The 19,507-nt window shown below is 63.0% G+C and carries 15 protein-coding genes; 10 read left to right on the forward strand and 5 right to left on the reverse strand.

Annotated features, from left to right (window positions below; genetic code table 11):
* The first annotated feature begins 77 nt into the window (after window positions 1–77).
* Window positions 78–1,127, forward strand: a complete 1,050-nt coding sequence (locus BLR34_RS10165) for a hypothetical protein (RefSeq protein WP_092702634.1) — start codon at window positions 78–80, stop codon at window positions 1,125–1,127.
* Window positions 1,128–1,157: 30 nt separating this feature from the next.
* Window positions 1,158–2,291 carry an aspartate aminotransferase family protein gene (locus BLR34_RS10170; protein WP_092702637.1) on the forward strand — a complete coding sequence of 378 codons (1,134 nt, stop codon included), beginning with the start codon at window positions 1,158–1,160 and terminating at the stop codon, window positions 2,289–2,291.
* Between the two features lie 16 nt (window positions 2,292–2,307).
* Here BLR34_RS10170 and BLR34_RS10175 read toward each other — a convergent pair whose 3' ends face one another.
* Window positions 2,308–5,067, reverse strand: coding sequence for a hypothetical protein (locus BLR34_RS10175; RefSeq protein ID WP_092702639.1), 2,760 nt, complete (start codon window positions 5,065–5,067; stop codon window positions 2,308–2,310).
* Between the two features lie 114 nt (window positions 5,068–5,181).
* On the opposite strand from BLR34_RS10175, the gene BLR34_RS10180 reads away from it, so the two are divergent.
* Window positions 5,182–6,072, forward strand: coding sequence for a winged helix-turn-helix domain-containing protein (locus tag BLR34_RS10180; RefSeq protein WP_092702641.1), 891 nt, complete (start codon window positions 5,182–5,184; stop codon window positions 6,070–6,072).
* Between the two features lie 18 nt (window positions 6,073–6,090).
* On the opposite strand, the gene BLR34_RS10185 is transcribed toward BLR34_RS10180, so the two are convergent.
* Together BLR34_RS10185 and BLR34_RS10190 are read right to left on the reverse strand one after the other, a co-directional pair.
* Window positions 6,091–8,130, reverse strand: a complete 2,040-nt coding sequence (locus BLR34_RS10185; protein WP_092702643.1) for a DEAD/DEAH box helicase — start codon at window positions 8,128–8,130, stop codon at window positions 6,091–6,093.
* 72 nt (window positions 8,131–8,202) lie between these two features.
* Window positions 8,203–8,535 (reverse strand): 2Fe-2S iron-sulfur cluster-binding protein, encoded by a 333-nt coding sequence (locus tag BLR34_RS10190; RefSeq protein WP_092702645.1) that lies wholly within the window; start codon window positions 8,533–8,535, stop codon window positions 8,203–8,205.
* A 494-nt stretch (window positions 8,536–9,029) separates the two neighbouring features.
* Here BLR34_RS10190 and BLR34_RS16990 point away from each other — a divergent pair, with 494 nt between their 5' ends.
* The 7 genes from BLR34_RS16990 (at window position 9,030) to BLR34_RS10215 (ending at window position 17,677) form a co-directional block, all read left to right on the forward strand.
* The gene (locus BLR34_RS16990; RefSeq protein ID WP_176765292.1) at window positions 9,030–9,194 is read left to right on the forward strand and encodes a hypothetical protein; all 165 of its coding nucleotides are present in this window, start codon (window positions 9,030–9,032) and stop codon (window positions 9,192–9,194) included.
* Window positions 9,195–9,373: 179 nt separating this feature from the next.
* Window positions 9,374–12,508 carry a S8 family serine peptidase gene (locus BLR34_RS10195; RefSeq protein ID WP_092702647.1) on the forward strand — a complete coding sequence of 1,045 codons (3,135 nt, stop codon included), beginning with the start codon at window positions 9,374–9,376 and terminating at the stop codon, window positions 12,506–12,508.
* Between the two features lie 72 nt (window positions 12,509–12,580).
* Window positions 12,581–13,114 (forward strand): glycerophosphodiester phosphodiesterase, encoded by a 534-nt coding sequence (locus BLR34_RS10200; RefSeq protein WP_218120878.1) that lies wholly within the window; start codon window positions 12,581–12,583, stop codon window positions 13,112–13,114.
* Window positions 13,072–13,188 (forward strand): hypothetical protein, encoded by a 117-nt coding sequence (locus tag BLR34_RS17595; RefSeq protein ID WP_368086088.1) that lies wholly within the window; start codon window positions 13,072–13,074, stop codon window positions 13,186–13,188. Before BLR34_RS10200 ends, BLR34_RS17595 begins: the two co-directional genes overlap by 43 nt.
* A gap of 64 nt (window positions 13,189–13,252) precedes the next feature.
* The gene (locus tag BLR34_RS10205) at window positions 13,253–14,443 is read left to right on the forward strand and encodes a sensor histidine kinase (protein WP_092702649.1); all 1,191 of its coding nucleotides are present in this window, start codon (window positions 13,253–13,255) and stop codon (window positions 14,441–14,443) included.
* A gap of 187 nt (window positions 14,444–14,630) precedes the next feature.
* Complete coding sequence (gene ppk1, locus BLR34_RS10210) at window positions 14,631–16,802, forward strand: polyphosphate kinase 1 (protein ID WP_092702651.1); 2,172 nt, start codon at window positions 14,631–14,633, stop codon at window positions 16,800–16,802.
* Between the two features lie 194 nt (window positions 16,803–16,996).
* Window positions 16,997–17,677 carry a metallophosphoesterase family protein gene (locus BLR34_RS10215; RefSeq protein ID WP_394327690.1) on the forward strand — a complete coding sequence of 227 codons (681 nt, stop codon included), beginning with the start codon at window positions 16,997–16,999 and terminating at the stop codon, window positions 17,675–17,677.
* A gap of 61 nt (window positions 17,678–17,738) precedes the next feature.
* Here the strand turns inward: BLR34_RS10215 and BLR34_RS10220 are convergent, their stop codons facing one another.
* Both BLR34_RS10220 and BLR34_RS10225 read right to left on the reverse strand, forming a co-directional pair.
* Window positions 17,739–18,623 carry a DMT family transporter gene (locus BLR34_RS10220; protein ID WP_092702655.1) on the reverse strand — a complete coding sequence of 295 codons (885 nt, stop codon included), beginning with the start codon at window positions 18,621–18,623 and terminating at the stop codon, window positions 17,739–17,741.
* A 477-nt stretch (window positions 18,624–19,100) separates the two neighbouring features.
* Complete coding sequence (locus tag BLR34_RS10225; RefSeq protein ID WP_092702657.1) at window positions 19,101–19,469, reverse strand: cupin domain-containing protein; 369 nt, start codon at window positions 19,467–19,469, stop codon at window positions 19,101–19,103.
* Window positions 19,470–19,507: the final 38 nt, after the last annotated feature.

Below are 19,507 nucleotides of genomic sequence, written 5' to 3' on the forward strand. Positions count from 1 at the left end.
AATCCGAGTTAATTCGGACAAAATTGGGGTTGAAGACCGTCTATTTATAAGCGATAGGGGTACCATGGATACAGTAGATGAATCGAACTGTCCCGTTCGTCGTGGTCGCTGTGGCGTCGCTCGCGGTGCTTGCACTCCCTGCGATGGGGATGGGACCGACCACCGGCGGGGCCACACAGGTCGACAGCAACGCCACCGCCCCCGGTGAGCAACTGTCAGGCGTTGTCGGCGTCCAGGGGGCCGAACTGGACGGCGCGCTCGAACAGCGAGCCTTCGGTATTCAGTTCTCTCAGGCCGCAGATAACGACACGAAGGCAGCCATCCTCGCCGACCGACTCCAGAGCGTCGAACAGCGGCTGGCTGCCCTCCGGGACCGCAAGGCTACCCTCGAAGCACAGCGCAACGCGGGCGAGATAACAGACGGAAAATACCGGGCCAAAATGGCGAAAGTCGCGACACAGCTCAAGGTACTCTCGCGAGCCACGAACCAGACTGAGCAGGCAGCCGGCAACGTGCCGGCCGCCGCCCTCGAAGGGCGCGGTGTCAACGCGACCGCCATACAGACCCTGCGAGACCGAGCCAGTGAACTGTCCGGTCCCGAGGTAGCCGCAATCGCTCGGGACATCGCCGGCCCCGGTGCCGGCAAGGCACTTGGTCGTGGGAACGAGACGACGCCGGTAAACGGAACGGGGCCACCCGGCGCAGACAGCAACCGTGGGGACGGACAGGGCAAGTCGGCCCGTAGCGACCAGGCCGGCGACGAGCGCCAGTCGCCGGGAGAGAACAGGCGCGAAAACAGCACCCGGGTAGCAGACGGACGTGACGGAGCTGACGACAGAGGCGGCGACCGCGGGAGAGACGATACCGCTTCGGACGACACAGCCGGCGATAGCGAGCAGAACCCAGACGACTCTCCGGGCAACGAGACAGAGCCCGGCGGCGACGGGACGCCTACTGAAACAGAGTCAGACGACACACAGACCAATACGCCGACAGACGACGGCACGGACAGACAGTCGCCGGGCAACGACAGGGTGGACGACTCCACCGCGGATGACGAACGCGACGACGAGGACGACGAAGGTGACGAGGGCGACGACAGGAGTTCCTCGAAAGCGCAACGATAATCGCCCCGGGGGTGCTGAGTTGGGATAACCATGAGTGGATTCACCTATTCGCAGAAATCGATGGAGATAGCCGGTGGAGAGGGGGTCTACCTCACCGACAGCGAGGGTGTCGAGTACCTGGATTTCGGTGCGAACTACGCCTGTACGCCGCTCGGTCACGACCACGAGACAGTCCAGTCGGCGGTCGCCGACCAGCTCGATGACCTGACGTTCGTTCAGGCGGTGTACCCCGTCGAGACCCGACAGCGTCTCCACGAGACACTCGCTGCGGCCGCGCCGGCAGACCTCGACAACGTCTGGGTCTGTAACTCCGGCACCGAAGCTAACGAGGCCGCGCTCAAGTTCGCCCGCTCAGCGACTGGCAACACGAAGTTCGTCGCCGCGACGCACGCGTTCCACGGACGGACGATGGGGTCGCTCTCGCTGACGTGGAAAGACAAGTACCGCAGCCACTACGAGCCACTGCTCGACGAGACGGAGTTTGTCCCCTACAACGACAGCGAGGCACTGTCCGAGGCCGTCGACGACGACACCGCAGCGGTCATCCTCGAACCAATCCAAGGGGCCGGCGGTATCAACCCCGCGACGGTCGAGTTCTTGCAGACGGCACGCGAGGCAACCGAGGAGATGGGCGCGGCGCTGGTCTTCGACGAGGTCCAGACCGGGCTCGGCCGGACCGGGCGGATGTGGAACCACGAACGCGCGGATATTGTCCCCGATATCGTGACGAGTGCGAAGGGGCTGGCCAACGGCCTGCCTATCGGCGCGACGCTGTGTCGCGACTGGATTGCAGCGGCGTACGGCAACCACGCCTCCACCTTCGGCGGTAGTCCCGTCGTCGCCGCGGCCGCCGAGGCGACTCTCTCGACGATTCACGACGAAAGGCTGCCAGCACACGCCGGCGAGATGGGGACCTACCTGCGCGAGCGCCTCGAACGCGAACTCGGTGACAGTGTCCGGGACGTTCGCGGCGAAGGGCTGATGGTCGGCGTCGAAATCGAGGAGAGCGCGGCAGACGCCGTCGCCGCGCTCGCACACGACGAACACGTGCTGGCGCTTACAGCCGGAAAACACGTGGTTCGATTCCTGCCGCCGCTGGTCGTCGACGAAGGCCACGTCGACCGCGCGGCGAACGCGCTCGCGGCGGTCCTGAGAAAGGAGTAACGAGACGGTTGCGGTGTTACTCGCTGAGGTTCGTCCGGTCGATTACCTCGCCCTCGTTGTAGATGAGGAGGACGTTGTCTGGTTTCTCCTCGGCTTCGATGGTCATCGAGTCACCTTCTGAGACGGTCCCGTCGCCGTCCCAGTCGGCGAGCCCCTCGGTTGCTGGTGGGGCGTAGACGCCGAGGCTGTCGGCATCAATTTCGTCGCCGCCGTTGTGCTCGATACTGAGCGCGCCTTCGTCGCTGTCGTAGCTGACGGCGAAGCTCGCATCTGGAACGACGGTGTACTCTTGGACTTGTGTCGCATCACCGCTAGTCGGCCACTCAATGACGATTGTCGTCCCCGCCTCGAACGAGCCGAGCTCGAGTTCGTCGCCCTCTTCGAGCGTGTCGTACTCCTCGCCCGGCTGGGTGTCGAGTTCCTCGCCGTCGGCGAGGAAGCGGAACTCGCTGGCGTCGCGGGAGGTGTCCTCGCGATAGGTCGCGACGAGCGTGCCCTCACGGTTCTCGAAGTTGAACGCGTACCGTGGCTGTGCGCTAAACCGATAGACCGTCGACCATCGCCGGTCGTCCGTCGTGACGACAACGTTGATACTCGTTTCCGGACCCACGTCTTCCAGAGTTACGCTGTCACCGTTTGACAGCGTTTCGATGTCCGAGAACGGCTTTTCGTCGTTTTCGTTGTCTGCGTCGCGACTGTAGCGTCGGACTTCGAGGTTCGAGGCATCGGCCGTCTGCTGGCCAGTGTAGGCCAGTTCGACCGTCTCGTTCGAGGGGTCGTAACTCGCCTGGAACAGGTCACGCCCGGTGACCCGCTGTGTAATCGTCTCCTCGGTCTCGCCGTCGGTCCAGACGACTTTTACCTCTTGGAACGGCTCGCCGTCCACCGAGAGCGAGTCGCCCTGGCTAACTGTGTCGTACTCGTCGCTGAACTGCGTCTCAGCCGCCTCGTCGTTGAACGTGAGTTTGAGGTTGCTTGCATCGACCTCCTCGCCGTTCTGGTGTGTGAGCGTGACAGTGCCCTCCTCGTCGTCGTAGGACACGTTCATGTAGACCCGAGGCGTGATGACTATCTCTTCGATGACAGTCGTCTCGTCGCCAGCGGTCCACTCGACGACGATTTTCGTCCCGTACTCGACATCGGGAAGCGAGATTTCGTCCCCGCGTTCGAGCGTGTCGTGCTCGTCTGCCGGCTGTGTCTCCATCTCCTCGTCGTCGGCGAGGACCCGGAAGTTCTCGGCGTCTCGGGCGATGTCGTCGTAGTACCGCAGCGTGAGTCCTTTGTCTCCACGGTTCATCACAGAGATGCGTGGTTCGCGGATGCGGTATCTGACAAGCGTCCTGTCAGGCCCGAATGAGCTTGCCGGTTTCTGTGGGACATCGAGTCTGAGCTCTACTCTGTCACCGATTCCGGCCTCCTCGACGGTCAACGAGTCGCCGGTCGTGAGCGTGTCGCCCAGCTCTTCGATTGGTGCCGTGAGCTGTTCGGTTTCGTATCGGTACGTGTTGTCGTCCTCGTCGTTGTCAACACGTCGCCGGACCGTGAGGGCGAGACGGTCCGTTTCGGCGTCCATCTCGCCGGTGTAGGTCATTTCGACTGCTTTCGTCGACGGGTCGTACGATTTCTCGAAGGAGTTGCGACCGATGGCCTCGTTGACGTACGCGAAGTACTCGTTTGCTTCTTCGTCGAACCAGCGGAGGTAGACGACTGCGAGCGGGCCAGTATCGACCGTAAGCGAGTCGCCTTCGGTGAACGTCTCGAACTCGTCGGCTGGCTGTGTCTCCGCCATCGCACCGTTGACCCAGAGTTCGAGCATCTCTGCCGGAATCGACTCTCCGCTGCGGTGTGTGAGCGTCACGGTTCCCTCGCCATCAGCCGTCTTTATGCCGACTGACGCATCGGGGGCCGCCTCGCGAGCACGCCGTGGCGGCGCTTCGACAACCGTCTCCACGTAGGCGAAGCCGTCGTCGTACTCGGTCTCAAGCTCGACAAGTGTACCCTGTTCGAGTTCCTGGAGAATCTCTTTGACGGCATCGTCGTCGAGGTCGACTCCATCGGCCGCTTCGAGGAGATACGCGTTCTCGAATGTTCCCTGCATTCCGCGAATCTGGGAGGGCGACTCCTCGAATCCGGCGCTGAACGTCTGAATCTGTTCCGAGAGTGATGCCGAGGCAAACTGGAGATCCGTGATATAGTAGAAGTGCGATTTGTCGCCGAGACGGTCGAACGCCTTGCTGAGCGTCTCAACCCCGTCGACTGCAGAATCAGTTCCACCGACCCCGACTTCCTGGGCAGTCTCGGCCGCATCGATGCGCACGTCCGAGTCCTCGGCGCTCGCAAAGGCGAGCATCCCGTCGGTGCTCGCGGTTGCGCGTCGATCGTCCTCACTGTCACCGATGCGCCACCCACCGATTTCGTCGACCTGTTCTCCCGGCTTCGGTGTGCCGAACGAGCCGAGGATAGCGCCAACGGAGAGTCCGTCGTCGGTCGTGGCGGTCGCGACGGAGTCGACGTCCGCAATGTCGATTTCCTCGAACTGAGTGAGAATCGCGGCTTCGTAGGTAAGCTCGTCCCGGCTGGTGGCCTCGACTGTCGTCTCGGTAATGCGGCCGTATTCGGCGTCAAGTTCCGAGGGTGCAGGGACGAGGTCGAGTGCCGTCTCTATCTCGACAAGTTCCTGCGTTGTTGTCTGTTGTGCCTGTGCTTTCGGTACGCGGCCGCTCAGGAGAACTGCAGCAGCACCTCCAGAGCTAAGGAGTAAGTCTCGTCGTTTCATGGGGACCTCAAGCTACTGTTCACTTGGGAGGCTTTTTATTCATACGGTGTCGTTTCTGGCCCAGCAACGAACAGCAGCCACCGATTTATCACGCGTGCGGTCTATGACTCCCCTATGGACCACCCGCAGTTCGTCGAACACACGGAACCAGAAGCCGTGTTTTCCCTGCTGTCTGACGACAACCGAATCGCTATTCTTCGGGCGCTCTGGTACAGTGACGAGCCGTTGACGTTCTCGGAACTGCACGACGCCGTCGACATCACAGATTCAGGGCAGTTCAACTACCACCTCAACAAGCTCGTCAGCCAGTTCGTCGCGAAAAGCGACGACAGATACACCCTCACCGCTGCCGGCGCGCGAGTAAACGGCGCAATCGATGCCGGCTCGTACACGACCAGCGGGAGTATGGAGCCAATGGCACTGGAGGCGGCGTGTCCGACCTGTGGCGGCAACCGGACCCTCGGGTACGAGGACGAGGTGGCGCGGGTAGAATGTGACTCGTGTGACGTGGCCGCGGAATTTACTGTTCCACCGAGCGCGTTCGTCAACTGTGAGCGCGGCGAAATCCCGACGGTCGCCGGACAGTATCTGCGGACAATCGCAGAACGCCTCGCAAACGGGTTCTGCTGGCAGTGTGACGGGCCGGTCGAACAACGTGTGTGTCGGCTCTCGGAGGCCGCAATGTGGGAGGAAAGTGACTCGGATGACGGAGGCATAGACAGCGACCTAAGCGACACGCCCGTCGTCGAGTACGAGTGTCTCCAGTGTGGCATGAAGCCGACGGCAGGACTGACGTTCGCACTCGTCTCTGCGCCAGCGGTGGTCAGCTTCTATCACGACCGTGGTGTCGACATACGGGACCAGTCGTTCTGGCAGTTTGCGACCTTCAGCGACGAACAGGTTCGCAGCGACGACCCCTTCCGGGCGAGTGCGACGTTCACCGTCGACGGCGACCAGTTGACCGTCGTTGTCGACGACAACCTCGCCGTCGTCGAGACGGAATAGTTGCACCCGCCGGTGGCGTCACTCCTCCTCGTCGTGTTGTTCCATCCGGGCGACGATGTCGTAGGGGCTGTCGTCTTTCCGGATTCCGTCGAGCAGGAGAAACGCCTGGTCCGGCGAGAGGAAGTGACTCGTCACGGCTCGCCCCAGTCGGGTCGGGTCGAGGTCGTCGATGAACTCGTATTCGAGGAGTTTGCCAAGGGCGTACTTCGTCGGCACCTCGCCGACCATCCGCTCGTTGAGCTCGCCCGCCTGTGCGCCGGCGACGGTAATGTTCGCGAGTGTCTCCTCGACCGCGGCGGCGCCGTCGTAACGGGTCGTCACCGGCTCCATCTGGCCTTTCAGGAGCTTGAACGCCACCTCATCTTCGGTCATCTCCTGGCTGCCGTGATAGCTGCCGTCTGGCTCGACGAGCAGATACACCGTCCCCTTGTCGTGGTAGTCGGGGCGTCCGGCCCGGCCCAGCATCTGGTGGAACTCCTGGACAGAGAGCCACTCAATGCCCATCGCCAGCGAGTCGAAAATCACCTGTGAAGCCGGAAAATCGACGCCGGCAGCCAGCGCCGCCGTGGTGACGACGGCGGCAAGCTCTTGATCGGCGAACTGGCGTTCGACCCGTTTGCGCCGCTTGTTGTCCAGCCCGGCGTGGTAGGGAGCCGACGAGTACTCCAGTTTGCGGGAGATTTCGTGACAGCGCCGCCGGGAGTTGGTGAATACGATGGTCTGTCCCCGGTACCCCTTGCTCGATTTCTGGTCGAACGCTCGGCGGACGAGCTTGTTCTCGATGCGGTCTTTCTCGCGGCCGTCGGCGAAGGTGACGTGGCGCTCGATTGGGACCGGCCGCTCCTCGAACTCGATGAGCGTCGCCTTCAGTGACTGCGCTAGCGTCTCCGGATTGCCGACCGTCGCCGAGAGGTATATCCACTGTGTGTCGCTCTCGCGCTCTTGACAGTAGTACTTGAGCCGTGTGATGAGGCCGTCGAGGCGGTGGCCGCGCTCGCCCTCGCCGAGCGTGTGCACTTCATCGATGACGACGGTTCCCACGTCGCCGAGGTTCTTTCCGGTCCGAAGCGCGTGGTCGATTCCCTCGTAGGTCCCGACGATAACGTCGGCACTGGGGTCGAACCGTTCGCCGTTGTCGTTGACACGGCTGGCCCCGACCCGGAGCGTCACGTCGACGATGTCGCCGTAGCGGTCCTGAAACTCCTCGTATTTCTGGTTGGCGAGCGCGACCAATGGAACGAGAAAGAGCATTTTCCCCTCGCCGTTGAGCGCCCGGTCCAGCCCGGCCATCTCGCCGACGAGCGTCTTGCCCGTCGCGGTGGCACTGACGACGAGTTGGTCGGTGCCCTCGGTGACGCCGTTCTCGACGGCGAGGCTCTGGACGGGCAGAAGTGTATCGAAGCGACTCTCAAGCTTGGACTGGATGCCCGGGTGCAGCGACAGCGAGTCGACGGGGACCGGGTCGACGTTCTCGACGGTCGGGCTAATCTCGTCGAACTTGGTCAGCTCGGGGTCGAGTTCGCCTTTGAGGAGGTTTGTAATGCGCTCGAGGTCTTGCACTTCGAGTAGGAGCGATTCGAGGCGGTCCTGTGCAGTCCCCGAAATCTGTCCCTCGTAGGCGAGTTGACGGTCGAGTTCTTCCCGGGCACAGTCCGGACAGATGGACTCGTCGTTTTCGGTCTCGATAGCTGTCTCGGCGGTAATCGGGGAGTAGCGGCCGCTGGATGCACAGAGCCGGCAGGTCCGGACGACCTTCGCCCCGAGCTGGTAGGCATCGAGCAGCGCCCGTAGCTCCTCGCGGCCGTGCCGTGAGGTCTGCTCGGAGATGCGAATGCGAGTGGCTCGTCGGGCCATGTCGACGAACTCGTCGGGGCTGTGGAGTTGCTCGTCGCTTCCGTCAGCAATCCGGAGCCGCGCCGGTCGCGGGCCGGCGTTTGTCTCTTTGACCTCCAGGTGGCCGTCGAGTACCCGGTCGCCGTCGCGCTCGACGACGAGCCGGTAGGTATCGCCGGCCTCGTGGAGAAAGAGCGTATCGACGCGTGGAACCTGCCGTGACACACGTTTTTGTACTCTCTCCCGGTATTTGAGTGCCCCGAACTCCCGACGGCACGGTAACGGCGAGTGGTCGCGCTACTCCTCTGGTTCGCGGTCAGTGTGTTGTCCCCAGAAGCCGGGGTATTTCTCGACGGTTACGTCGCCGTAGACGCGGGTCTGGCAGGCGAGACGGAGCCCCGACTCGGTGTCGTGTGGTGGCACCGACAGCCGGACGGATTCGCGGCGTCCTCGGGAGTCTACGTCGCCGCTGACCGCGACCGCGCAGGTGCCACAAGAGCCAAGGCCCCGGCAGTTGAGTGTGTCTGCCCGGCCGTTGTGTGGAGAGCAGCCCGCATCGAGCAAGACGTTTCGCAACACCGCCCCCGGTTCACAGTCGATTTCTCGGCCGCGAAACGTGACAGTGGGCATGCGATAGATTGTCGTGGGAGGTACAAAACGACACCGGTAGCCACGAACGTTGTTACGGTGTACTGGGGTCGATTGCCCCGCTACACGCTGGTTCGGACACATCAGTGTATGATGAGAATGAAACACAATACCACGGGAATATCACTACTTGTTCGCGAGATAGTTGCCCATGAACGACGGAACCTCTGAGCGCTCGGCGTCCCTCGACGAGAATCGCACCCACTGCGAAGAGATGGCCAAAGCGGTGTCGGTAACGGATTCTATTCGCAGAACATCACCCAATCGCGACCGCTCTCGCAGACGACCTGAGTGACGGAGAGGTAACTGTCGAGAACCCGCACCCTTCGACCGAGGAGTCAGTAACACCGGAGGACGAGCCACCGTACAAGTGGACACATGGGCTGGGCGAGGTTCTGAGTGCGCTCGTAGACGCCGGTATCGAGCTACAGTTCGTCCGCGAACACCCGTTCTCGATACTCCAGCGCTCGCCCGGGATGGTACAAAACGAGGAGGGGAACTGGCGACTTGAGACAGACATCGACCTCCCTCTGACGGTGACAGTGACGGGAACGATGACGGCTGAGACAACACAGCCGCGCCCGACAATGCCCGAGAGTAGCGGTTCGGCGGAGACGGCCCCCAGAGCCTGCCCGATGTAATCGACAGGGAAACGCCGCCGGGCCACTCGTCGAAAATCCCACGGTATCCGGTGCCACAAACCGACACACAACGGCGGAGACGTGCGATGCCGGACTACCGGTCCTGTGGCCAGGTCGGCAGTTCTATCATTGATAATAGCTGACGTGGATTTATATAATCCGAACACAGTGTCTGCTTCGTGGACAAATATAGCTATTCGCCGAGTAGACGGGAGTTCATCGCCGGAACGGTCGGGGTCGGTGCAGCGGGGCTGGGGCTGGCGTCGACTGCTGGCAACGCGCGGGCGGAAAGCATGGACACTCTGGACACCTCTGGCACAGTCAGGGCGGTCGTCCGGTTCGACCCTGCAGAGGGGACTGGGAAGGCGACACTGCAACAGCACGCACGCATCACCCAGCGTGCCTTCGAGCAGTTCGCGGCCGGACGGGCGGACATCAGCATCGAGCGTCGGTTCTGGGCCGCAAACGCCGCCTCGGTGTCCGTCGACCTCGGGAGCGTCGGTCGGGAGACGATTCTTGGTGTCGATGGCGTGACCGAGGTGCATCCGAACTACGCCGGGCGGGCAGACAGTGCTGTCGAAGAAACGTCAACGAAAGCGTCAGCCGAAACCAGTGACACCGCCACACAGGAGACAGGCGTTACGTATCCTCTCGCGGAGATGAATGTCCCGCAGGCGTGGGAGGTACACGACACTCGTGGCGAGGGCGTCGACGTGGCGGTCATCGACACGGGCATCGACACTACCGGCCACGAGGGTCTTGCCGCCTCGCTGGAGCGAGGTGGCTGGGCCGAGTTCGACGAGAACGGCAATCGGCTCGACACAGAGCCAAACGAGGGGTCAGACGTGCTCCGCGGCCACGGCACAGCCGTCAGCGGCGTCATCGCAGGCGGGACAGACGATGAGGGTGACAGCTACGGCATCGCACCGGGGGTGAACCTCTACGTCGCGACCAGCGTCTCTAAACCACCAGAGGGCGTTCGGCTGCTCTCCGTAGTCGCGGGCATCGAGTGGGCCATCGAACAGGAAGTAGACGTCCTGTCGATGAGTCTGGGCCATCCGCAGTACAGTCACGCGTTCGTCGAACCAGTCCAGAATGCAATCGAGAGCGGTATTCTCGTCGTCGGAAGCACCGGAAACGCCGGACGGTACACGGGCGTATCACCATCGAACATTCCGGGCGTCCTCGCGGCCGGTGGCATCAACGACGACCGGCAGCCGTACGACGATGGAAGCGGTGAGCAGGTCGATACCGAACGATACTGGGGAGATGACGCCCCCGACTCGTGGCCCCAGACGTACACTGTTCCGGACGTGACTGCGCCGGCTGTCGACGTCCCGTCGGCCTACCTCGACGGTGAGTATACCGCCGATAGAAGCGGGACGAGTTACGCAGCGCCGTGTGTCGCCGGCGTCGCTGCCCTCGCTCTCGCCGCGACCGACGCCGACAGCGAGGCGGTCCGAAACGCAATCATCGAGACGGCGTGCCACCCGGCTACCGAGAACGAGTTCGACCTCGACCCGGGACACGACGACCGGTACGGTCAGGGCATTGTCTCCGCGCTCGCAACAATCAGCCATCTCCGGGCCAGCGAGACCGTTTCCGGGACAGTCACTGACGAATCCGGCACTCCACTCGACGGCGTGACCGTCGTCTCGGAGGTCGGTCTGCAGACCGAGACCGACGACCAGGGAACGTACGAACTAACGCTTCCACCAGTTACCCAGCCCGTCGGCGCGACCGGTCTCGGGTTCGACACGACCGGCGGGAGAATCGACCCTGCCAGCACCGACACACAGTCGTTCGAACTCGCCCGGACGGACGGCCCCGAGGTCGAGATGACCGGCCGGATGGCGACGCGAATCGACCCCGGCAACGCGGCAACGGCAACGTTCGACACCGCGAACGTCGAAGCGGTCACGGTCGTACCGGAGGTCAACGGACCGGCTGACCCGGAGGCGCTGGACCTCACGGTCAACGACACGGCAGTGGCGTTCGGAGAACCGGTCGCTATCGACCCAGACCGCACGCAGGTTACGGTTGGCATAGCTGTCCCCGAGTCGGCCCTGATTGCGCAGTTCCGGGCGAGTTACGAGTTCACGGGCGGCGAGGAGTCAGTCGAGGGACGCGGTCATCTGGTCTACGCCCATCCCGACCCATTCGTTATCTCACCCTCGGACCCACCGAGCCTGCAAACACCAATCGACCTGATGGCACCCCGGACGACGCTCGAACTGACAGACGGCCAAGCGGCCGCGGTTGCGAGCGGAGACGACGACGCGGGAGTCGTCATCGACAAACCGCTAACAGTACGGGCCACCGACGGGGCGACACCAGAGATTCAGTTCTCGAACGAAGGGGCCGACGAGCCGGCGGCCGTGCTCGTCTTGGCGAACGACGTGACGATATCGGGACTCGATGTCGACGGTTCGGGTGCCGAGACGGGAGTCCAGGTCGGCCTCGGTATCAGAGAGACATTTAGGGACGGGAAACCGTGGCCCTCGGGCGTGACAGTTCGTGACCTCTCTGTTGCCGGGGCGACGACAGCGATTCGCTCGTATCAGTCGCCAGCGCTACGAATTACGAACAACGAGCTGACCGCCGACGTGACGGGCATCACCGTCGCAGGCCGGGCGAAGGTCACCGTTCGAGCGAACGACGTGACCGATGTCGAGACAGGTATCGAGGCAGTCGGCCAGGTCGATGCTATCGAGGCAAACAGTCTCTCGGACATCGGCGGAACGGGCATCTCGGTCGGGACGCCACGCTTCTTGAGTCGTCACTGGGGGCAGGAAATCGGCCCAGTTCGGTCGAACACTGTCACCGGCGCGACTCGCGGGATTGCCATCGAAGGGGTGACGACCCGTCCGGTCGAGGAGAACGACCTGTCCGACATCGGCGAGACGGCACTCGTCGTCAACGGCGGTATACTTGCCCCGCTCCGGTCTAACAGCATTGAGAACGCTCAGCGAGGGATTACGATTGCCGACGACGCGGACGTAGCGACGGTGAGTGACAACGAGTTCACCAACGTCGAAGAGCCCGGCGACGGTGTCGAGGCAGACGACGCCCCCGGGGACGACCAGAGCGACACTACGCCCGAGCCGACGGAAACACCAGACCAGCGCAACACAGACGAGCCCACGCCCGAGCCGACTGTCTCCCCGACCGAAACGGAAGCTGGACCGGCCGCGACAGAGACCGCCGAGACAGACGGCTCCGGTTCAGAGTTCGGTATCGGGAGCGCAGTCGCCGGTCTCGGGACCGTCGGCTACCTGTTGAAACGGCGGTGGGCAGACGACGAGACGGAGTAGGTCCGTTCTGCTGTCTACGGACGCTATCTCGTCGGCGGACGACCTAGCAGGCAGACGGCCCGAGGCCGGGGCATGCGACAGGGACAGCGACTGCAGGTAATCGGTCACCGGGGCTGTGGCACACACTATCCGGAGAACACGCTCACGGCAATTCGGGGCTGTGTGCCCCACGTCGATGCGGTCGAAATCGACGTACGGCGGTGTGCGAGCGGCGAGATAGTCGTCTTTCACGACGAGACCGTCGACGGAGCGACCGAGCCGATTCCCACGCTAGCCGAGGCACTCGATGCGCTTCCCGACGACACAGGGGTAAACGTCGAACTCAAACACGCGGGGATGGCCGATGAAGTCGCGGCGTTGCTCCGAGCAGTCGACGACGCGATGGTCTCCTCGTTCGAGGCGGCGGCGCTCGAACCGTTCCGAGAGGAGTCGATTCCGACGGCATACCTGTTCGGAGAAGGGTTCGCGTCGGGGCTGGATACTGCCACAGCACTCGGTTGTTCGTTCAGCCCCACTACGCAGACACCGACGGTGAACGCATCGAACAGGCCCACGACCGCGGCTTGGCCGTCAACGCGTGGACGGTTCCCCGCGAGCGCGATGTGAAACGGCTCCACAATGCGGGTATCGACGGTGTCATCGTCGATTCCTGGACGATTGTCCCTGGTGGGGTGTACTGACTCGTAGGGAGCGATATGTAGGACTCCTAGTAACGTTCACGGTACTCACCGCTGAGGTTTACCTGTGAACGAGTCACCTGTCTGGGCCGACTCCGATACTGCGACGAAACTGCGACAGCTACACGACGTGACACGGCAGATGATGCAGGCCGACTGTCACGAAGAGCTGTTCACGCGGGTCACGGCCGCGGCCGACGAACTTCTCGGCTTCAAATACAACACGGTCCGCCGACACGACCAGAACCCCGACCGGCTCGTTCCGGTCGCCGTCTCGCCGGCGCTTTGCGACCAGAGCAACCGCCGCGTGTACGAACGAGACACCTCCGTCCAGTGGAACGCAATCGAAACCGGCCGAATGCTCGTCTTTCAGTCAGTCGCCGACATCGAAGACGGCGTCCGCCGGCCCGGGGACGGGAGCATGATGGTCGTGCCGCTGACCGGGTACGGCGTGTTGACACTTGGGTCCCCGGAGCCACGGAGCATCGACGAACGCGACCGCCAACTCGCCAGAGTCTTCGGTGCGAACATCGAGACAGCGGCCGAGCGGGTCGAACAGCTGCGAGCACTCGAACGCCGAGAGAGACGGCTCGAAGCCAAGACCGAGCGACTCGAACGGTTTGCCAGCAAGCTCGGCCACGAACTGCGAAATCCGCTGAACGTCATCGCCGGCAAGGTCGACCTGGCGCGACAGACCGGCGACCCGAGCCACTTCGACGACCTCGAACAGTCGGTCACGCGGATGACAAAACTCGTCGACGACCTGCTGGCGTTCGCCCGCGAGGGCGAGATACAGGTCGACCCCGAGTGGCTCGACCTGGGAGGACTGTCGACGGACTGCTGGCACGCCGTCCCGACCGAGGAGGCCGCCCTTCGCGTCGAGTCGACGGCGACGATCCGCGGTGACGCCGACCGAGTGCGTCAGGTACTCCAGAATCTCTTTCGAAACGCCGTCGAACACGCCGGCAAGGGCGTGACAGTCACCGTCGGCACCCTCCCGGAGGGGTTCTACGTCGAGGACGACGGAAAGGGTATCCCACCGTCGAAGCGTGACCGAATTCTCGAAACGGGCGAGACAGCCAAGGCCCACTGGACCGGTATCGGATTGCGGGTCGTCTCGGAAATCGCCGAGGCTCACGACTGGACCGTCCAGGTCGGCGAGAGCGACGACGGTGGCGCACGGTTCGAGTTCCGTGGGGTGGAGTGTGGCCCCGGCCAGCACCGCAGTGCGCCCGCCCCCTCTGCAAGCGGCCAGTGACCCGGCTGCCAGTCGGTGCGCTCCGGAGAATGGTATACCGGTATTGAGTCCAACGTACCGGTACGGACCACTCCTAGCAACCCTTTTGCAAGAACTCCGGGAACGTGGCCAACGAATGCGGCGACGGCGCGGCGACTAACCCCGCAGTCTCGCGCGTTGCCCGCACAGCAATAGAGACGACCGGACCATGTCAAACAAACATCACCGATACGAGTGTCTCTCCTGTGAAAGCGGGTTCGAGACCAAGGCACAGCTTCGCGGACATCTGAACAACGGACACACCGACTGTGAACCGGGTGGCGAAGTCGACCTGACAGACCCGGAGTACTACCTGAGCCGGGAGCTGAGCAAACTCGAGTTCAATCGACGAGTCCTCGCGGAGGCGACAGACGAGCGCAATCCGCTGCTGGAGCGCCTGAAATTTCTCGCTATCTTCACACAGAACATGGACGAGTTCTTCATGAAACGGGTCGGCGGGCTCGAACAGCAGCGCGCTGCGAACATCACCGACCGCTCGCCAGACGGCCGAACCCCCGACGAACAGTGGCGTGACGTACTCGACATGGCGGGGCCGATGCTCGAAGAGCAGGCCCGAGCGTACCACGACCACCTCAGGCCGGCACTCGCCGACGCGGGTATCGCCGTCCTCGATTACGCCGCCCTTTCGTCGGACGAGCAGGCGAGACTCGACGACTACTTCGAGAGCTCCATCCTGCCGACGCTGACCCCGCTGACGATTGACTCCGCGAAGCCGTTCCCGCATATCTCGAATCTCTCGCTGTCGCTTGGCGTGTTGACCCAACAACCGGGCGAGAGCGACGCGACGTTCTCCCGGGTAAAGATTCCAAAGAACCAGCCGCGGCTGGTTCAGGTCGGCGATGACACGCGCTACGTACCACTCGAACAGCTGGTGGCTGCCAACCTCGCGATGCTGTTCCCCGACGTCGACATCGTCGAACACGCCGCGTTTCGTGTCACGCGCAACGCCGAGGTCCGGCGAAACGAAGAAATCGCCGAGGACCTCGTCCAGCGCGCCGAGGAAGTCATCGAACGCCGACAGTTCGCAACGGTTGTCCGGCTGGAAATCGCCGAGTCGATGTCGGAACGGATGCTCGACACGCTGCTTTCACATCTCGATGTCGACGAGCGGGCAGTCTTCGGTCTCCCGGCACCGCTCGATTTCCGGGATTTCGACCAACTGCTCGACCTCGACAGGCCCGACCTGACCGTCGAGGAGTGGACGCCACAGCCACACCCGCGGCTGTCTCGGCCCCGCCACGATTCGGGTGGCTCGATTTTCTCGGAGATCAAACGCGAGGACCTACTCGTCCATCACCCGTATCAGTCCTTCGAGGGAACCGTCCAGCGGTTCCTCGACGAGGCCGCCGACGACCCGAACGTCCTCGCAATCAAGGCCGCAATCTACCGAACAGCGAGCGATTCGAAGGTCGTCCAGCGACTCATCGAGGCGGCCGACAACGGAAAACAGGTCGCGGTCATGGTCGAGTTGAAAGCGCGGTTCGACGAGGAGAACAACCTCGAATGGGCCAAACGACTCGAAGAAGAAGGTATCCACGTCGCTTACGGCACAATCGGCCACAAGACACACACCAAGACGATGCTCGTGGTACGGCAAGAAGACGACGGCGTCCAGCTCTACTCACACGTCGGCACCGGAAACTACCACTCCGAGACGGCAAAGCGCTACGAGGACCTGGGACTGTTTACTGCCAGCCGCGATATCGGCCAGGACCTCGTGAAGCTCTTTAATTACTTCACGGGCCACTCGCTGCACGACCAGTACCGCGAGCTGCTCATCGCGCCGGGGAACATGCGCGAACGGTTCGTCGAGCTGATTCGCCGCGAAGCAGAACACGCTCGCGAGGGAAAAGAGGCGAGTATCGTCGCCAAGGTCAACCGCCTCGAAGACCCCGAGATTATCGAGGAGCTGTATCGCGCCGCCCGTGCAGGCGTCGACATCGACCTGGTGGTACGCGACATCTGTCGGCTCCGGCCCGAGCTGGCCGGCGTCAGCGACAGTATCACCGTCCGGAGTATCATCAACCGGTTTCTGGAGCACTCCCGTCTCTTTTACTTTCACGACGACGGAGCCGGGCGCTACTACATCGGCTCGGCCGACTGGATGGAGCGCAACCTCGACAACCGCGTCGAGGCGGTGACGCCGATACACGACCCAGACATCCAGCAGCGCCTCCGGCATGTCCTCGACCTCTCGCTTGCCGACAACTACAACGCGTGGGAACTTCAGCCAGACGGGAGCTACGTCCGCCATACGCCCGGCGAAGACGAGCCAATCAGGAAGACTCAAGCGCAACTCATGCGTGAGGCACAGGAATGAAACGCCGGGTGAACCGCCTCCGTATGACTATATAGCTGTCCGAGACGGCATGTAGGTGAACTAGCAGGACATTTTACCGGGAGATTCACAGTCTGGGTATGGCCACAGAGCGCCGCGAGGATGCCCGTATAACCCCGAACCCATCGAGCGACCGGCTGGCGAGTACGGTCGGCGAATGGGGTGCGGGGACAGCCCTGAGCGACGTGAGTTTCGACGACCGAGTCGCAGCGAACCACCTGCGACTGGACGCCGAAGCCTACGAGAACGTCTACGTCGTCGGCGACGTACACGGCTGTCTCCCAGCGCTCCAGGACCTCTGGGACCGGCTCGACCCGTCACCGCGGGAGATGGTCGTGTTCGTCGGCGACCTGATACGCAAGGGACCGACCAGCACCGGCGTCGTCGACTTCGTCGCCTCCCGGCCCAACGCCGTGAGCGTTCGGGGCAACAACGAGATGAAGGTCATCGAGGGGACCGTCGACACGGTCCGGTTCGAGCCGGTTCGAGAGGCCATCGAGTCGACGCCGCTGGTCGTCAGCTGGGAGGACTCGATGGCCGTCCACGGCGGCGTCGACCCCCGGCGGGCGCTGTCGGCACAGGCGCCAATCGACCTGCTCGAAACGCGGGCAATCCCGCCCGAAAACGGGTACGACGGCCCGTTCTGGTTCAAGCAGTACGACGGCCCCGGGCGGGTCTTTTTCGGACATACGGTGCTCGAATCACCGTTTCTCTCTGAACACGCGGTCGGTCTCGACACCGGCTGTGTCTACGGCGGCGAACTGACCGCCTACGACTGCAACCGTGACGAAGTCGTCAGCGTCACGCCCGAGCGCACCTACCAAGAGCGCGCCGACGAGAAGATACTCTCGTTCTGACGATTCGCAGGAAGAGTATTCGTAGTAATAGATTGTAAACAACGTTCTACGACGCTTTACTTCAACTGTCGGTCTGGATGATGAGGACACCCGCGAGAATCAGCCCACCCCCGACAAACAGGAGCCAACTGGGGGCTTCACCGAGGACGACGATACCGAGCACGACAGTCACGAGGGGCTCGGCGGTGCCGAGAACGCTCGCGTGACTGGCCTGAATCCGGTCGAGTGCGGCGATATACAGGAACATCGGCACGGCGGTTCCAATTGCGCCGATACCGAGGACGACGAGCCACTGGTCGAGGCCACTCGGTAGCGTCAGGCGGCCGGTGCCGCCGCCAAAGAGCAGGAACGCCCCTGCGGTGCCGACGAGGACAGTCCCCGAGAAGGCATCAGAGTCGGCGGTCGCGAGCGCGGCCCGGCTCCCGACGACGTAGCCAGCGAGGCCGAGCGCGGCCAAGAGAACGAGCGCCACGCCGACGAAATCGACCGCGTCGGGGTCGCCGCCGACGATGAGCCCGACTCCACCGAGCGCGAGCGCCAGCGCGCCGACCTTGCGCCCAGAGAGGGGTTCGTCGAGCAGCCAGACCGCAAGGACGTAGACGTAGACGGGATAGGTGTAAAAGACCAGCCCGGTAAGCCCCGCCGGGATGAACAACAGCCCCCAGAAATAGAAGCCGGTAAAGAGGGCATAGAGCACGCCGAGCGCGAGTGCAGCGCGACTCTCGCGCCTGTCGAGCAGTGTTGCCCGTCCGGTGACGGCGAGCCCGGCCCAGAGGAGCGCCGCCCCGACGAGAAAGCGAAAGACGAGGAGCGTGGTCGTCGAGAGGCCGACCTCTGTCGCAATCTTGCCGAAGATAGCAAGCGTTCCGAAACAGGCCGCCGAGACGAGTCCCATGACGGCGCCGACGGTTCGTCGGTCGGTCGCCAGCAACTGCTGTCTGCTCACGGACTGGAGGACGGCTGCGGGCGGCTAAGTTCCTCCGTTTCGGACTCGTAGTGATTATCGGGGTCCTGAGCGTATCATGTAGCCACACGGTTGGATTAGCGGTCAGTACAGCCACCTTTTTCATCGTCGGGTGTCCTCGCTCACTACGTTCGCTGCGGGCACCACTCCTCGAAAAACGTGGGTGAAAAAGGCCGACGACTCGTCACTGCGTTCCTCGTCGTCGGTGAAACGCCTCGCTTCGCTCGGCGTATGCTTGCCCGACGTAGCTTGGTCAATGCACGCTCTGCATGTTTCATATCACCTCAAACACCATTCTTGTTTGGTATCTTCTTCACCAGTCAATAAACCCGCTACTGACCGGCTGAGAACATTTCTCTGACACAGTCTTTCCCACCATGTCACCGTCACAGCGGTGTCACAAACTGTGATACGGCGATATATGTCACCGGATTATAAAAAGAACTGCAATAACCACTCTCACTCGACGAGCTGGATGTCGTCGTCGCCGGTCGGGACCGCACAGATGAACGCGCCGTCCTCCTCGCCGGGGTTGCGGTACCAGTGGACCGCGCCGGCCGGGATGTGCAGCGAGTCGCCCGCACTGACGGTGTACTCGGTGTCCTCGATGCCGACGACGTACTCGCCTTCGAGGACGTACTGCTCGTGTTCGATTTCGTTGGTGTGTTCCGGGACGGTCCCGCCGGCCGCGAGCACGAACCGACGGATGGCGACGTTCGGTGCGCCGTGGGTCTCGTTTATCAGGACGCCCTTCGAGAGGCCGTCGGCCGCCTCGACCTGTTCGTACTCGATGTCGTCGCTGTGTCGGATACGGTGGTCGTCTGGCATAGTCGACCGTGCGACCGGCTGGAAGATAAACCGTCGGA

The organism is Halovenus aranensis, from assembly GCF_900100385.1.
Taxonomy (GTDB): domain Archaea; phylum Halobacteriota; class Halobacteria; order Halobacteriales; family Haloarculaceae; genus Halovenus; species Halovenus aranensis.

What these genes read in the sequence shown, in the direction of transcription:
- BLR34_RS10190 (WP_092702645.1), bottom strand. Translation starts at nt 8,535, where the DNA reads ATGCCCACTGTCACGTTTCGCGGCCGAGAAATCGACTGTGAACCGGGG.
- ppk1 (WP_092702651.1), top strand. Translation starts at nt 14,631, where the DNA reads ATGTCAAACAAACATCACCGATACGAGTGTCTCTCCTGTGAAAGCGGG.
- BLR34_RS10225 (WP_092702657.1), bottom strand. Translation starts at nt 19,469, where the DNA reads ATGCCAGACGACCACCGTATCCGACACAGCGACGACATCGAGTACGAA.
- BLR34_RS10180 (WP_092702641.1), top strand. Translation starts at nt 5,182, where the DNA reads ATGGACCACCCGCAGTTCGTCGAACACACGGAACCAGAAGCCGTGTTT.
- BLR34_RS10200 (WP_218120878.1), top strand. Translation starts at nt 12,581, where the DNA reads ATGCGACAGGGACAGCGACTGCAGGTAATCGGTCACCGGGGCTGTGGC.
- BLR34_RS10175 (WP_092702639.1), bottom strand. Translation starts at nt 5,067, where the DNA reads ATGAAACGACGAGACTTACTCCTTAGCTCTGGAGGTGCTGCTGCAGTT.
- BLR34_RS10170 (WP_092702637.1), top strand. Translation starts at nt 1,158, where the DNA reads ATGAGTGGATTCACCTATTCGCAGAAATCGATGGAGATAGCCGGTGGA.
- BLR34_RS10165 (WP_092702634.1), top strand. Translation starts at nt 78, where the DNA reads ATGAATCGAACTGTCCCGTTCGTCGTGGTCGCTGTGGCGTCGCTCGCG.
- BLR34_RS16990 (WP_176765292.1), top strand. Translation starts at nt 9,030, where the DNA reads ATGGTACAAAACGAGGAGGGGAACTGGCGACTTGAGACAGACATCGAC.